This is a genomic window from Streptococcus cristatus (assembly GCF_003944225.1).
GTDB classification, from domain to species: Bacteria; Bacillota; Bacilli; order Lactobacillales; family Streptococcaceae; genus Streptococcus; species Streptococcus cristatus_K.
This window is the reverse complement of sequence record NZ_RJPN01000002.1, coordinates 18884-32900: the sequence shown is the minus strand read 5'-3', so window position 1 is coordinate 32900 and position 14017 is coordinate 18884. Positions and strand designations below refer to the sequence as shown.

Here is a 14017-nt window from a genome sequence, read left to right as displayed (position 1 = left end):
AGAGAGAAAGATGGAAAATTTTTTACCGAATGATGTATTTATCAAAGGAGAATTTGATAGTATACGTTATTATTTGTACCGAAAAACTATCTGCGATAAGATCCAAATATGGGTGAAGGTCTGGGGTTATCATGGGTTGATAGCGGAATCAAATGAAGAGTTTATGGCTTTATCATTTCGTGAAATTGAAAGTCGCATTTATTCGATTTGGAGTTTAAATGCGAGATAATAATTATATATGAAATAGAAGAAAATATCTTATCTGACTGAATAGAATGGTGAAATATCGGATAAGATATAATGGTTTGTCGATTGCTGAGTAACTTCACTGTATCGGCGAAACCAAGACGATTTTGTATGATTGATTTCAGAGGATAAGGAGAAGTTATGGACTGGTTACGATCGCAGCCTCTGGTTATGCAGGCATTCTTGGCTAGGCTTTTTACATGGGGATGTACCATTGTGGGCTCGGCTGTTGTATTTTTCTTTAAACAGGTCAGTCGCAAGTTGCTGGATATTATGATGGGATTTGCGGCGGGCGTTATGATTGCGGCTTCCTTTTGGTCGCTTCTGGCGCCGTTGATTGAATATGCGCAAAGTTCTTATGGAAAGCTGTCTTGGCTGCTTGCAGCGATTGGTTTTTTAATGGGAGGTTTTTTCCTGCGGTTGATCGATGCGGTAGTGCCTCACTTGCACTTGAGCAAGGATATTTCGGAGGCTGAGAGTGTTTCTGAGCATAGCCGAAAGAAGCTGTCCAAAACAGCCCTGCTCTTCTTAGCCATTACCATTCACAATTTTCCAGAAGGCTTGGCAGTCGGAGGAGCCTTTGGTGCTTTGGCAGCTAATCCTAGCCCAGAGGCCTTTATCGGCGCGATTGGCCTAGCTTTAGGAATTGGCCTGCAAAACGTCCCAGAAGGAGCGGCGCTGTCCATTCCAATTCGGACGGACGGAAAGTCTCGCCTTAAAGCCTTCTACTGGTGTTCCATGTCAGCTATTGTAGAGCCTGTCGGAGCAGTGCTGGGAGCTGTTGCAGTAATGGCCATTACTGCAATTCTGCCCTATGCCCTCTCCTTTGCGGCAGGAGCTATGATTTTCGTGGTGGTAGAGGAGCTGATACCGGATTCGCAGACCAATGGCAATACAGATGTAGCGACTTTAGGTCTCATGGTGGGATTTGTTCTCATGATGATCTTAGATGTGGCTTTGGGGTGATGCCAACTTAGAATCAAAGAGCGGAAGGAAGCGGAATTTCCGCTCTTTTTTCTTTTATTTAAGGGGAGTGAAAAGGGTGACATCCGCTTTCAAAAATGGTAAAATAAAGGGAATACATTAAGAGAGGAAACTCATATGAAAGGTATTATTCTTGCAGGTGGTTCTGGTACACGTTTGTACCCATTGACCCGCGCTGCGTCAAAACAGCTCATGCCGGTTTATGACAAACCCATGATTTATTATCCGCTGTCAACTCTTATGCTGGCTGGTATCAAGGACATCTTGATTATCTCCACTCCAACAGATTTGCCTCGTTTTGAGGATTTGCTGGGTGACGGCTCTGAGTTTGGTATCAAGCTCTCTTATGCAGAGCAGCCAAGTCCAGACGGACTGGCACAGGCCTTTATCATTGGGGCTGATTTTATTGGCGATGATAATGTAGCGCTGATTCTTGGGGATAATATTTACCATGGACCAGGTCTGAGTAAAATGCTCCAAAATGCTGCTGCTAAGGAAAAAGGAGCAACTGTCTTTGGCTACCATGTCAAGGATCCAGAACGCTTTGGTGTCGTAGAATTTGATGAAAATATGAATGCTATCTCCATCGAAGAAAAACCAGAACAGCCGCGCTCTAACTATGCAGTGACAGGACTGTATTTCTACGACAATGATGTCGTTGAAATTGCCAAGAACATCAAGCCAAGTCCTCGCGGAGAATTGGAAATCACTGATGTTAACAAGGCTTACTTGGATCGTGGTGACTTGTCTGTTGAGCTCATGGGACGTGGTTTTGCTTGGTTGGATACAGGTACCCACGAAAGTCTCCTAGAGGCAGCACAATATATCGAAACAGTTCAGCGTATGCAGAACGTGCAGGTGGCAAATTTGGAAGAAATTGCCTATCGTATGGGCTATATCACTAAAGAGCAAGTGCACGAATTGGCACAGCCGTTGAAGAAGAATGAATACGGACAATACTTGCTCCGTTTGATTGGAGAAGCATAAGAAGATGACAGAACAATTTTTTGATAAGGAATTAGCAGCGCGTGAAGTTCCCGGAATTCCTGGAATGTTAGAATTTGATATTCCTGTACGCGGGGACAACCGAGGCTGGTTTAAGGAAAATTTCCAGAAGGAAAAAATGCTGCCGCTAGGCTTCCCTGAAAGCTTCTTTGCAGAAGGAAAACTGCAAAATAATGTCAGCTTTTCTCGTAAAAATGTCCTGCGTGGGCTTCACGCTGAGCCTTGGGACAAGTACATCTCTGTTGCAGATGATGGTAAGGTGCTGGGATCTTGGGTCGACCTGCGTGAAGGTAAGACCTTTGGCAATACCTACCAGACAGTAATCGATGCCAGCAAGGGGATTTTTGTGCCACGGGGCGTCGCCAACGGCTTCCAAGTCCTTTCTGACACCGTTTCTTATAGCTATCTGGTGAATGATTATTGGGCTTTGGAGCTCAAACCGAAGTATGCCTTTGTCAACTATGCAGACCCAGCTCTAGGCATCCAGTGGGAAAATCTAGAAGCAGCAGAAGTCTCAGAAGCAGACAAGAACCATCCATTACTTAAGGATGTCAAACCTCTAAGAAAAGAAGATTTATAAGAAGATTTCTTTTCTGATTCATTAATTGATACTGAAATATATGATTTAGCTCAGCTCTAATCCGAGCGAAGCGAATTAAAGAAATGATTGCCGCCGTGGTGTAAGTCATGTAACAAATTATTTAGTTTGTTACATGACAGGGGATTTTTGAGACATAAGGCTCAAAAATAAGCAATGAAACCGGAGGTTTGCTTGCGTCCCTACCACTTAAGGCAATTATAAAAAAGTTAAGGAATAAAAATGACTGAATACAAAAAAATTATCGTGACAGGTGGAGCTGGTTTTATCGGTTCTAACTTTGTCCACTATGTTTACAATAACTTTCCAGATGTCCATGTGACAGTGCTGGACAAGCTGACTTACGCAGGTAATCGCGCTAATATTGAAGAGATTTTAGGCGACCGTGTTGAGTTGGTTGTTGGAGATATTGCTGATGCAGCCTTGGTAGATAAGCTGGCAGCTGAAGCTGATGCTATCGTTCACTATGCGGCAGAAAGCCACAATGATAACTCGCTCAATGACCCGAGTCCCTTTATCCACACCAATTTCATCGGAACTTACACACTTTTGGAAGCCGCTCGTAAGTACGACATTCGTTTCCACCATGTATCGACTGACGAGGTTTATGGCGATCTTCCTTTACGTGAAGATTTACCAGGCCATGGAGAAGGTCCAGGTGAGAAATTTACGGCTGAAACCAAGTATAATCCAAGCTCGCCTTATTCATCAACCAAGGCAGCTTCAGACTTGATTGTCAAAGCTTGGGTGCGCTCATTTGGCGTGAAAGCGACGATTTCTAACTGTTCAAACAACTATGGTCCTTACCAGCACATCGAGAAGTTTATTCCGCGCCAGATTACCAATATCCTGAGCGGTATCAAGCCAAAACTCTACGGTGAAGGTAAAAACGTCCGTGACTGGATTCATACTAATGACCATTCATCAGGTGTTTGGACGATTTTGACCAAGGGTCAAATTGGTGAAACTTACTTGATCGGTGCTGACGGTGAGAAGAATAACAAGGAAGTGCTGGAGCTGATTCTCAAGGAAATGGGACAGCCGGCTGATGCTTATGACCATGTGACAGATCGTGCGGGTCACGACCTCCGCTATGCTATTGATGCTAGCAAGCTTCGTGATGAGCTAGGATGGAAGCCAGAGTTTACCAACTTTGAAGCAGGTCTCAAAGAGACCATCAAGTGGTACACAGACAATCAAGACTGGTGGAAATCTGAAAAAGAAGCAGTCGAAGCCAACTATGCTAAGACGCAACAAGTGATTAAGTAAGAATAGACTATCTATGCTAAGCCTTGTTATACAGGCGATATGAGACGAAGAGGCTGGGATTATTTGTCCCAGTCTTTTTTATAGGATTGTTAGCCTTTTAATCTGTTTGTTACAGAAAATGATGTAAAAATAGTGTAAAATGAGATAAATCCTTTTTGTGTTTTCAGCTAAGGATATTTCTCAAAGTAAAGGAAGACAGATATGAAATTGATCAAAAGATTGGTAGGAATTGTTTTGGTGCTGTTGCTTGCAGCAGTGCTATTTCTGGTTCCTTCTTCTATCAATCCGAATGAACAACTAAAAAATGTTCAAGCGGATACTTCGTGGGAAAGTATGATTGAGCCAACTTTGAGTAATGCCAATATAACGGCTCAGGGAGTTAGCACTGAGGTCTCTCTAAATAGCGTCCAGCTCAATCAGGTACTTAAGTTTTCGCTGACTGAGTCTGAAAATCAGGAATTATTGAACAGTGCTTACAGTATTGAAGGCAATAAGCTGCGCATCCAGTATCCGGTTAAGCTGTTTTTTATTGATAGTAAGCTTGATCTAGAGGTGGATGTGGCGGTGAAGGGGAGTTCCTTATACATCACAATTGATAGTGCCAAGCTAGGCATCCTTCCTATCCCTAAATCCTGGGTGACTGGCATGCTGAAGCAGCAACTGCAGACCTCTAATTCGACTATCACAACGGAGGGAGATAGTTTCCTTCTATCTCTGCCGCAGAGTCCGTTCAGCATTGACAAAATCAGCTTGCAGAATGGAGTTGCTAAAATCCAGATCAGTATGGCTTATGGAATTCAATGATTTTGAAATCTAATTCATAACAAATTTCTAGATTGAAGAAAAGACCTATTTTAGGTGACGTTCTTCAATCTTTTTATATTTAAGAAATTAATTGAACAGAGCATGATGAAAATACCATATTATGTAACTTTGTAGGTAGTAATTAGGAATATTAAAAAATTCAGACAATTCTTCGGAATTATGCTAAAATGAAGAAAAGGAGGGAAAACGATGAAATTTTACTCAATAGATCGAAATGTTGATGTGGTTGAAACTCCAGTCGAAGAGCAAGGACGTCTCATCCGCCATTTGCACCTTGCTAAAGGAAAACAAATCCCTGAACATAGTGCAGATGCTCTTGTTACAGTTGTCTGTCTAGAAGGAAAAGTGGATTTTACTGCCTTAGGAGAAACTGTACAATTAGTACCGGGAAGTTTTCTGACAATGGAGCCGAATGAACTTCATAGTTTATATGGCGTAGAAGAGAGCCATGTTTTAGTGATTCAGCAGTTGCTTTATCCGTGATCTACTCGAACAGAAGCTCTTTCAACATTAACTCAAGGAATTTTTCTATTTCTTGAGTTTTTTATTCTATTCTCCAAGGGGGTTTTGTTGCTAATTTTATGCTATAATAAATACTATGCAAACTAAACCAACTTCTGCCTATGTGCATATTCCTTTTTGTACTCAGATTTGTTATTACTGCGATTTTTCCAAGGTTTTTATCAAAAATCAGCCGGTAGATAGTTATCTGGAGCATTTGATTGAGGAGTATGATTCTTACGATATCAAAAAGCTCCGTACCCTCTATATCGGAGGGGGGACTCCGACGGCTCTATCGGCGCCTCAGTTGGCTTTTTTGCTGGAAAAGCTGACGGATAAGCTTGATTTGTCTTATCTTGAGGAGCTGACCATTGAAGCCAATCCTGGGGATTTGGACCAGGAGAAGATTGCTGTACTCAAAGATTCACCTGTCAATCGGGTTTCGCTGGGCGTACAGACTTTCAACGACCGCATGCTCAAGCAAATTGGTCGCAGTCACTCGGAAAAGGACATCTATGAGAATATTGCTAATCTTAAAAAAGCAGGTTTTGATAATATCTCGATTGACCTGATTTATGCCCTTCCCAAGCAGACTATGGAGGATGTGAAAACCAATGTAGCCAAGGCCATTGCTCTGGACATTCCCCACATGAGTTTGTACAGTTTGATTTTAGAAAATCATACAGTCTTCATGAATCGGATGAGGAGAGGAAAGTTGCCTCTACCCAAAGAAGACTTGGAAGCGGAGATGTTTGACTACATTATTTCGGAGTTGGAAAAGGCGGGCTTTGAGCATTATGAGATTTCAAACTTTTCCAAGCCAGGCTTTGAGAGCCGCCACAATCTCATGTACTGGGACAATGCGGAATATTATGGTATTGGAGCGGGAGCGTCTGGCTATGTCGATGGTGTTCGCTATAAAAACCACGGGCCCATTCGTCATTATCTGCAGGCGGTGGAAGCGGGCAATGCCCGTGTTCAGGAAGAAGTGCTGACGCTGAATGAAAAGATGGAAGAAGAGCTATTTCTAGGGCTGCGCAAGAAAACAGGTATTTCTAAAAAACGCTTCGAGGAAAAATTCGGTCTTTCCTTTGAAGATCAGTACGGATCTGTGGTGTCTGAGCTGACTGAGCAGGGCTTGCTAGTCCCGGATAGAGACATCGTACGCATGACTAAAAAAGGCCTCTTTTTGGGCGATACGGTTGCTGAGAAATTTATATTGGAGTAAATCATGGGCTTAACTTATCAAATGAAAATGAAAATTCCTTTTGATATGGCGGATATGAATGGCCATATCAAGCTGCCTGATGTCATCTTGCTGTCCTTGCAGGTATCAGGCATGCAGTCGATTGAGCTTGGCGTCAGCGACAAGGACATACTGGAGCAGTATAATCTAGTCTGGATTATCACAGACTATGATATTGATGTGGTTCGTTTACCTCGATTTGCAGAGGAGATCACCATTGAGACAGAGGCCTTGACTTACAATCGGCTTTTTTGCTACCGTCGCTTCACGATTTTTGATGAAGCGGGTGAGGCTATTATCCAGATGATGGCAACCTTTGTCCTTATGGATCGGGATAGCCGCAAGGTTCATGCAGTTGAACCTGAAATTGTTGCACCTTATCAGTCGGAATTTTCTAAGAAATTACTTCGTGGCCCTAAATATCCAAACTTAGAAGATCCTATCAGCAAGGACTATCATGTGCGCTTTTACGACTTGGATATGAATGGACATGTCAACAATAGCAAGTATCTGGACTGGATTTTTGAGGTCATGGGAGCAGATTTCCTTACCCAGCATATTCCTCAGAAAATCAACCTGAAGTATGTCAAGGAAGTTCGACCGGGCGGCATGATTGCCTCTAGCTATGAACTAGACGGTCTGCAGAGCACTCACCAGATTTCTAGTGATGGCGAAGTTAATGCCCAAGCGATGATCACTTGGCAAGAGATTGAAAAAGATTAGAAAGTAATATATGACTTATAAAGGATATTTGATCGATTTAGATGGGACGATTTATAAGGGAAAGAGCCGGATTCCGGCTGGCGAAGCTTTTGTGCATGAGTTGCAGAAGCGCAAGATTCCCTATCTTTTCGTGACCAATAATACTACGCGCACGCCAGAAATGGTTCAGACCATGTTGGCTGAGAATTTCAATATTGAGACGCCACTTGAGACTATTTACACGGCGACTTTGGCGACTATTGATTATATGCAGGAGAAAAATCTGGGCAAAAAAGTCTACGTCATCGGTGATGTCGGGCTTAAACATGCCATTGAAGCAGCTGGATACATAGAGGATACAGAAAATCCTGACTATGTGGTAGTGGGGCTGGACTGGGAAGTAGACTACGAGAAGCTGACAGTAGCGACTCTAGCCATTCAAAAGGGGGCTCACTTTATCGGAACCAATCCCGACCTCAATATTCCGACTGAGCGAGGACTGCAGCCGGGAGCGGGTGCTATCAATGCTCTCTTGGAAGCGGCCACTCGGGTTGAGCCCACCTTTATCGGCAAGCCCAATGCCATCATTATGGAAAAAGCCATAGAGCATCTAGGACTGGCGCGTGAGGACGTGGTCATGGTGGGTGATAACTATCTGACAGATATTCGAGCGGGAATCGATAACGGCATTCCGACCCTCTTGGTTACGACAGGCTTTACCCTGCCAGAAGAGGTGCCCAATCTGCCGATCCAACCGACGCATGTCTTGTCCAGTCTAGCGGAGTGGGACTTCGATGCGTGATAAGTTGAGATTTTCAGCCAGCGTCTTGTGCTTGCTGGCAGTAGCCATTTTGTTGACCATTTACCTAGCTTGGTTGTTTTACCCGCTGGAAATTTCCTATTTCGCTTTGCCCGATAAGGTTCATTTGAAAGCAGAGACCATCCAGTATAATTTCAACATTTTGCTGAATTACTTGACAAATCCTTTTAGTCAGAAGTTGGCGATGCCTGATTTTCGCTCGTCGGCAGCCGGCCTGCATCATTTTCAGGCAGTCAAGTATCTCTTCCAATTTGCGCAGGCTGTCTTTGTACTAACCTTGCCTGCTTTGATTTTCTTTATCAAAAAAGTGGTCAAAAAAGGATTTTTAGCTCTTTATCAAAGAAGTTTGTTTTTCTTGAGCGTATTGCCCTTCGTCATGATTTGCTTGGCTGGCTTGATTGGTTTTAACAGCTTTTTTACGCTCTTTCATCAAGTGCTTTTTGTGGGAGACAATACATGGCTATTTGATCCAGCCAAGGATCCAGTCATCTGGATTTTGCCAGAAGAATTTTTCATGCACGCCTTTATTCTTTTTGCTCTTCTTTACGAGGGAATCTTTTTAAGTTTGTATTTTTTCAGTAGAAAGACTCGTAGCTAATAATAACAAAGGAGAATTTATGAATACGTTACCTGAGCCTTTAAATCCCAAGAAAGATTTGGGGAGATTTTCAGCAAGCTGCTTCACTTATTCTATCGTGATGCTAGTGGTTGTCATACTTTATACTGTCTTTTCCTATTTCTTTGTTCTTTTTCAGCAGGGTTTTGATATAGGTAAGACTGAAGAATTTGTGAAAAGTTTTATGGATAAAGATGGCGGTTCCTACATTATCGCTTCTTGTGTGGGAGTGCTTATTTTCACGATTTTCCGAGGCAAGCAGCTTTTCACTCAAGATTTGCGCAAGAAAAATAAAAAAATGACAGCCAAAGTCTTCTTCTTCATGATTTGTTTTTTGTTTTTCTCTCAGCTATTTAGCACTTTGACGAGTCAGATCATGAATGCTATTTTGTCTCTCTTTGGCTTGGATCTTTCTGAAATTTTATCCCAAGATTTCAGCTCTCATTCAATCACCATGTTTATCTATACAACAATCATGGCACCGATTACAGAAGAGATTATTTTTCGGGGAGCAGGCTTGCGGGCTTTGGAAAAGCACGGAAAAGTATTTGCCATTGTCATGACGGCTCTCCTTTTTGGACTGTTTCATGAAAATCTCTATCAGCTTTATTTTGCTGCTATGATTGGTCTGGGATTTGGTTACATCGCTTTTGAATATTCCATTTTCTGGGTGATCTTCTTCCATATTTTCAATAATTTGGTCATCGCAGAAGGACTTGATTTCCTGACCAACTATATCCCAGAAAGTATCGTGAATCTCATAAATTATGGATTGATGACTGTAGGAGCAACGGTAGTATTGATTGTACTTATCCTAAATAGGTCGAAAATTAAAGCTTATATAGCTGAAAATAGATCTCAGCCAGGAACATATAGGCAAGCTCTTAAATCGGTCTGGTTCTGGGTATTTTCAATCTTATGTGTGCTTGCTGCCTTTTTACCGATCCTTCTTGTCTATATCACTACAAGATAATAAAGGAATTGAGAGTGGGACAGAAATCGGTAATTCGTTAGATTCGATTTCGTCGTCCCACCTCCGCACAGTTGAGTAGGGCTGTAAAAGCTGATGAAATCAGCGTAGTAGAGTCCACTCAACCACTGCGTCTTGCTCGACAATCCAAAGACAATTGAGAGGCTAGGACTTTTGTCCCAGCCTCTTCTATATTCAAACAAATGATTTATTTTGATAGAAAATGATAGAAAATGCTTGACTTTGAAATTTAATCTTGTATAATAGAACTGTAATCGATTGCAGAGGAGGTATTCTATGCTGAAGTCGAAAAGAAAGCAGCTGATTCTCGAGAAAGTTATGAAAGATAAATTTGTTTCTTTAGAGTATCTAGTAAAAGCTTTAGACACTTCAGAATCAACTGTTAGAAGAGATTTAGATGAGCTTGAAAGCGAGCGGAAGTTGAGGCGTGTGCATGGTGGTGCAGAGAGTCTTCATTTCTTGCAGGAGGAAGAAAGCAATCAAGAAAAATCTATCAAAAACATTCAAGAAAAAACTAGAATTGCTCAAAAAGCAGCCAGCTTGATTCAAGAATACGATGTCATTTTTATTGATGCAGGGACGACCAATGAACTCTTAGTCAATGAATTGCACGATCCGAGCGTGACGGTGGTGACCAATTCTATCCACCATGCGACTAAGCTGGTGGAGCGCAATATTCTCACAGTGATTATTGGCGGTGTCGTGAAACGCTCGACAGATGCTAGTATTGGTGGTGTAGCTCTAAATCAAATCGGACAGCTAAATTTTGACAAGGCTTTTATCGGAATGAATGGAATTGACGATGGATTTTTCACGACTCCGGATATGGAAGAAGGAGCAGTGAAACGCGCTATTCTCGAAAATGCCAAGAGAACCTATGTTTTGGCCGATGCCTCAAAGTTAGGTCAGACATCTTTTGCAAAAGTGGCCCCGATATCGCGCGCAAGGCTCATTACAAACCAGACAGAATCTGAAGTGATTCAAAAGATTAAAGAAAAAACGGAGGTAATAGAAGCATGATTTATACAGTCACACTCAATCCTTCCATTGACTATATCGTTCGTTTGGACCAAGTTCAAGTCGGTAGTGTCAATCGTATGGACAGTGATGATAAGTTTGCTGGTGGGAAAGGAATCAATGTCAGTCGTGTTTTGAAACGCTTGGGTATTCCAAATACAGCGACTGGATTTATCGGAGGCTTTACTGGTAAATTTATCACAGACACTTTGGCAGAAGAAGAAATCGAAACTCGTTTTGTCCAAGTGGCAGAAGATACGCGTATCAATGTTAAAATCAAAGCAGACCAAGAAACAGAAATCAATGGAACGGGTCCAAATGTTGAACCAGCTCAGCTAGAAGAATTAAAAGCAATTTTATCTAGTTTGACAGCAGAAGATACGGTTGTATTTGCGGGTTCAAGTGCTAAGAACTTGGGAAATGTCATCTACAAGGAGCTGATTGCCTTGACACGCCAGACTGGTGCGCAAGTGGTTTGTGACTTTGAAGGACAGACCTTGATTGATAGTTTGGACTACCAGCCACTTTTGGTCAAACCAAATAATCATGAACTTGGAGCTATCTTTGGAGTGAAACTGGAAAGTTTGGACGAAATCGAGAAATACGCTCGTGAGTTACTGGCCAAAGGTGCTCAGAACGTCATTATCTCTATGGCTGGGGATGGTGCTCTTCTTGTAACCTCTGAGGGAGCTTACTTTGCTAAACCAATCAAGGGAACAGTGAAAAATTCAGTCGGAGCTGGCGACTCTATGGTTGCCGGATTTACAGGTGAATTTGTCAAATCCAAAGATGCAGTAGAAGCCTTCAAATGGGGAGTGGCTTGCGGAACGGCAACTACCTTCTCGGATGACTTGGCAACAGCGGAATTTATTAAAGAAACATATGAAAAAGTTGAGGTAGAAAAACGATGAAAATTCAAGACCTATTGAGAAAAGATGTCATGTTGCTGGATTTGCAGGCAACTGAAAAAACAGCTGTCATCGAAGAGATGATTAAAAGCTTGGTCGATCACGGTTATGTGACGGATTTTGAAACATTTAAGGAAGGAATCCTAGCGCGTGAAGCCTTGACTTCAACTGGTTTAGGTGAGGGAATCGCTATGCCGCACAGCAAAAATTCTGCTGTCAAAGAAGCAACAGTTCTCTTTGCTAAGTCAAACAAGGGTGTTGACTATGAAAGTTTGGATGGTCAGCCAACTGATCTCTTCTTCATGATTGCGGCCCCAGAAGGTGCTAACGATACTCACTTGGCAGCCCTAGCAGAATTGTCTCAATACTTGATGAAAGACGGCTTTGCGGATAAACTTCGTCAAGTAACTTCGCCTGATCAAGTGATCGAGCTTTTTGACCAAGCTTCAGAAAAAGCAGAAGAGCCTGCAACTGTTGCTCCTGCCAACGAATCTGGTGACTTCCTCGTAGCCGTTACAGCTTGTACGACAGGGATCGCCCACACTTACATGGCTCAAGAAGCCCTTCAAAAAGTGGCTGCTGAAATGGGTGTTGGTATCAAGGTTGAAACCAATGGTGCCAGCGGTGTTGGCAACAAATTGACAGCAGAAGACATTAAAAAAGCTAAAGCAGTTATCATCGCAGCAGACAAGGCTGTTGAAATGGATCGTTTTGACGGCAAACCTTTAATCAGTCGCCCGGTTGCAGACGGTATTCGCAAGACAGAAGAACTCATCAATCTGGCTCTTTCTGGCAATGCTGAAGTTTACAAGGCTGCTAATGGTAGCGCTGCAGTAGCTAGCAGCAATGAAAAACTTAGCTTGGGCGGAGCTTTTTACAAGCACTTGATGAGCGGTGTTTCTCAAATGTTGCCATTCGTTATTGGTGGCGGGATTATGATTGCCATTGCCTTCTTGCTGGATCAGATTTTAGGCGTGCCAAAGGATCAGCTTTCTAATCTGGGAAGCTATCATGAAATTGCGGCTCAATTTAAAGCAATTGGTGGTGCAGCCTTTGGCTTCATGTTGCCAGTATTGGCTGGTTATATCGCTTACTCAATCGCTGAAAAGCCAGGTTTGGTTTCTGGTTTCGTAGCCGGTGCAATTGCTAGCAGTGGTGCATCATTTGGTGGTGTTGCCTATGCTGCAGGTGGTGAGAAGACACTCTCTCTAGCTGGTGTATCATCTGGTTTCCTTGGAGCTCTGGTCGGTGGATTCTTAGCTGGTGGCGTGATTTTAGTCCTTCGCAAATTACTTGCAGGTCTGCCTCGCTCACTTGAAGGTATTCGTTCCATCTTGCTCTTGCCACTTCTTGGTGTTCTTGTGACTGGATTCCTTATGCTGGCAGTCAATATCCCTATGTCAGCAATCAATACAGCCCTCAACGATTTCTTGGCAAGTCTAAGCGGAAGCTCTGCGGTTCTTCTCGGTCTCTTAGTCGGTGGTATGATGGCTGTCGATATGGGTGGACCAGTCAACAAAGCAGCTTATGTATTTGGTACAAGTACGCTGGCAAGTACTGTTTCAACTGGTGGTTCTCCAGTCATGGCAGCGGTTATGGCAGCCGGTATGGTTCCACCGCTTGCAGTATTTGTTGCAACTCTACTTTTCAAAGATAAATTTACTACTGAAGAACGTGATTCTGGTTTGACAAATATCGTTATGGGCCTTTCCTTCATCACAGAAGGTGCGATTCCTTTTGGAGCTGCTGACCCAGCCCGTGCAATTCCAAGCTTTATCGTCGGTTCAGCTCTTACAGGTGCACTTGTCGGTCTGTCTGGCATCAAACTTATGGCTCCTCATGGAGGAATCTTTGTAATCGGTTTGACTAACAACCCAATCCTTTACTTGGTATATGTCTTGATTGGTGCAGTTGTCAGCGGTATTCTTTTCGGATATTTGCGTAAACCACTTGAAAAATAAAACCTACGCGAAAGAATCTTGATGGCTTGTCAAGATTCTTTTTGCATCTTCTAGAATCTTGATAGGCAGAGGTCTCATTGTTAGGTGAAATAAAAGGAAATGAAATCTTGATAAAAACTTTACTTACAGAAATAAAATAAGAAGCGTTCTTTGGATTAATATCTATACCATGTTTTGAAAATAATTTCAAGAATTGAATTTGTTATCAAAGAGAATCTAGAATCTGATTTTAGTAAATATAGCAAGTTGTTCCGAACATTAGATCATATTTGACAAATCCCCTTGATATTGATATAATATATTCAAAATTTATTAAAGGAGAATACTT

General features: G+C 42.4%; 15 protein-coding genes. All 15 read left to right on the top strand.

The window, feature by feature from the left end:
• The first annotated feature begins 10 nt into the window (after window positions 1-10).
• Window positions 11-229: a hypothetical protein gene (locus tag D8797_RS03120; protein WP_125379229.1), complete on the top strand. Its 219-nt coding sequence runs from the start codon at window positions 11-13 to the stop codon at window positions 227-229.
• A gap of 158 nt (window positions 230-387) precedes the next feature.
• Window positions 388-1212 (top strand): ZIP family manganese transporter TmpA, encoded by an 825-nt coding sequence (gene tmpA, locus D8797_RS03115; protein ID WP_125379228.1) that lies wholly within the window; start codon window positions 388-390, stop codon window positions 1210-1212.
• Between the two features lie 135 nt (window positions 1213-1347).
• A complete protein-coding gene (gene rfbA / locus D8797_RS03105) occupies window positions 1348-2217 on the top strand; it encodes a glucose-1-phosphate thymidylyltransferase RfbA (RefSeq protein WP_061422743.1) in 870 nt (289 codons plus the stop codon).
• A 4-nt stretch (window positions 2218-2221) separates the two neighbouring features.
• A complete protein-coding gene (locus tag D8797_RS03100; RefSeq protein WP_125379227.1) occupies window positions 2222-2815 on the top strand; it encodes a dTDP-4-dehydrorhamnose 3,5-epimerase family protein in 594 nt (197 codons plus the stop codon).
• A 240-nt stretch (window positions 2816-3055) separates the two neighbouring features.
• Window positions 3056-4102 carry a dTDP-glucose 4,6-dehydratase gene (rfbB, locus tag D8797_RS03095; RefSeq protein WP_062004974.1) on the top strand — a complete coding sequence of 349 codons (1047 nt, stop codon included), beginning with the start codon at window positions 3056-3058 and terminating at the stop codon, window positions 4100-4102.
• A gap of 201 nt (window positions 4103-4303) precedes the next feature.
• The gene (locus D8797_RS03090) at window positions 4304-4906 is read left to right on the top strand and encodes a hypothetical protein (RefSeq protein WP_125379226.1); all 603 of its coding nucleotides are present in this window, start codon (window positions 4304-4306) and stop codon (window positions 4904-4906) included.
• Between the two features lie 210 nt (window positions 4907-5116).
• Complete coding sequence (locus D8797_RS03085) at window positions 5117-5410, top strand: cupin domain-containing protein (protein WP_125379225.1); 294 nt, start codon at window positions 5117-5119, stop codon at window positions 5408-5410.
• 115 nt (window positions 5411-5525) lie between these two features.
• Window positions 5526-6656, top strand: a complete 1131-nt coding sequence (gene hemW, locus D8797_RS03080) for a radical SAM family heme chaperone HemW (RefSeq protein WP_125379224.1) — start codon at window positions 5526-5528, stop codon at window positions 6654-6656.
• 3 nt (window positions 6657-6659) lie between these two features.
• Complete coding sequence (locus D8797_RS03075; RefSeq protein WP_125379223.1) at window positions 6660-7397, top strand: acyl-[acyl-carrier-protein] thioesterase; 738 nt, start codon at window positions 6660-6662, stop codon at window positions 7395-7397.
• Window positions 7398-7407: 10 nt separating this feature from the next.
• Window positions 7408-8178: a TIGR01457 family HAD-type hydrolase gene (locus tag D8797_RS03070; RefSeq protein ID WP_125379222.1), complete on the top strand. Its 771-nt coding sequence runs from the start codon at window positions 7408-7410 to the stop codon at window positions 8176-8178.
• Complete coding sequence (locus tag D8797_RS03065; protein WP_125379221.1) at window positions 8171-8794, top strand: TIGR01906 family membrane protein; 624 nt, start codon at window positions 8171-8173, stop codon at window positions 8792-8794. Before D8797_RS03070 ends, D8797_RS03065 begins: the two co-directional genes overlap by 8 nt.
• A 19-nt stretch (window positions 8795-8813) precedes the next feature.
• Window positions 8814-9785 carry a CPBP family intramembrane glutamic endopeptidase gene (locus tag D8797_RS03060; protein ID WP_125379220.1) on the top strand — a complete coding sequence of 324 codons (972 nt, stop codon included), beginning with the start codon at window positions 8814-8816 and terminating at the stop codon, window positions 9783-9785.
• Between the two features lie 294 nt (window positions 9786-10079).
• Window positions 10080-10823 carry a DeoR/GlpR family DNA-binding transcription regulator gene (locus D8797_RS03055; RefSeq protein WP_125379219.1) on the top strand — a complete coding sequence of 248 codons (744 nt, stop codon included), beginning with the start codon at window positions 10080-10082 and terminating at the stop codon, window positions 10821-10823.
• Window positions 10820-11731, top strand: coding sequence for a 1-phosphofructokinase (gene pfkB / locus D8797_RS03050; protein WP_125379218.1), 912 nt, complete (start codon window positions 10820-10822; stop codon window positions 11729-11731). The genes D8797_RS03055 and pfkB overlap by 4 nt, the downstream gene beginning before the upstream one ends.
• Complete coding sequence (locus tag D8797_RS03045; RefSeq protein ID WP_125379217.1) at window positions 11728-13689, top strand: PTS fructose transporter subunit IIABC; 1962 nt, start codon at window positions 11728-11730, stop codon at window positions 13687-13689. Before pfkB ends, D8797_RS03045 begins: the two co-directional genes overlap by 4 nt.
• Window positions 13690-14017: the final 328 nt, after the last annotated feature.

Bases quoted from the DNA above. Each gene is read 5' to 3' on its own strand.
- D8797_RS03120 (WP_125379229.1), top strand. From the start codon at position 11: ATGGAAAATTTTTTACCGAATGATGTATTTATCAAAGGAGAATTTGAT.
- tmpA (WP_125379228.1), top strand. From the start codon at position 388: ATGGACTGGTTACGATCGCAGCCTCTGGTTATGCAGGCATTCTTGGCT.
- rfbA (WP_061422743.1), top strand. From the start codon at position 1,348: ATGAAAGGTATTATTCTTGCAGGTGGTTCTGGTACACGTTTGTACCCA.
- D8797_RS03100 (WP_125379227.1), top strand. From the start codon at position 2,222: ATGACAGAACAATTTTTTGATAAGGAATTAGCAGCGCGTGAAGTTCCC.
- rfbB (WP_062004974.1), top strand. From the start codon at position 3,056: ATGACTGAATACAAAAAAATTATCGTGACAGGTGGAGCTGGTTTTATC.
- D8797_RS03090 (WP_125379226.1), top strand. From the start codon at position 4,304: ATGAAATTGATCAAAAGATTGGTAGGAATTGTTTTGGTGCTGTTGCTT.
- D8797_RS03085 (WP_125379225.1), top strand. From the start codon at position 5,117: ATGAAATTTTACTCAATAGATCGAAATGTTGATGTGGTTGAAACTCCA.
- hemW (WP_125379224.1), top strand. From the start codon at position 5,526: ATGCAAACTAAACCAACTTCTGCCTATGTGCATATTCCTTTTTGTACT.
- D8797_RS03075 (WP_125379223.1), top strand. From the start codon at position 6,660: ATGGGCTTAACTTATCAAATGAAAATGAAAATTCCTTTTGATATGGCG.
- D8797_RS03070 (WP_125379222.1), top strand. From the start codon at position 7,408: ATGACTTATAAAGGATATTTGATCGATTTAGATGGGACGATTTATAAG.
- D8797_RS03065 (WP_125379221.1), top strand. From the start codon at position 8,171: ATGCGTGATAAGTTGAGATTTTCAGCCAGCGTCTTGTGCTTGCTGGCA.
- D8797_RS03060 (WP_125379220.1), top strand. From the start codon at position 8,814: ATGAATACGTTACCTGAGCCTTTAAATCCCAAGAAAGATTTGGGGAGA.
- D8797_RS03055 (WP_125379219.1), top strand. From the start codon at position 10,080: ATGCTGAAGTCGAAAAGAAAGCAGCTGATTCTCGAGAAAGTTATGAAA.
- pfkB (WP_125379218.1), top strand. From the start codon at position 10,820: ATGATTTATACAGTCACACTCAATCCTTCCATTGACTATATCGTTCGT.
- D8797_RS03045 (WP_125379217.1), top strand. From the start codon at position 11,728: ATGAAAATTCAAGACCTATTGAGAAAAGATGTCATGTTGCTGGATTTG.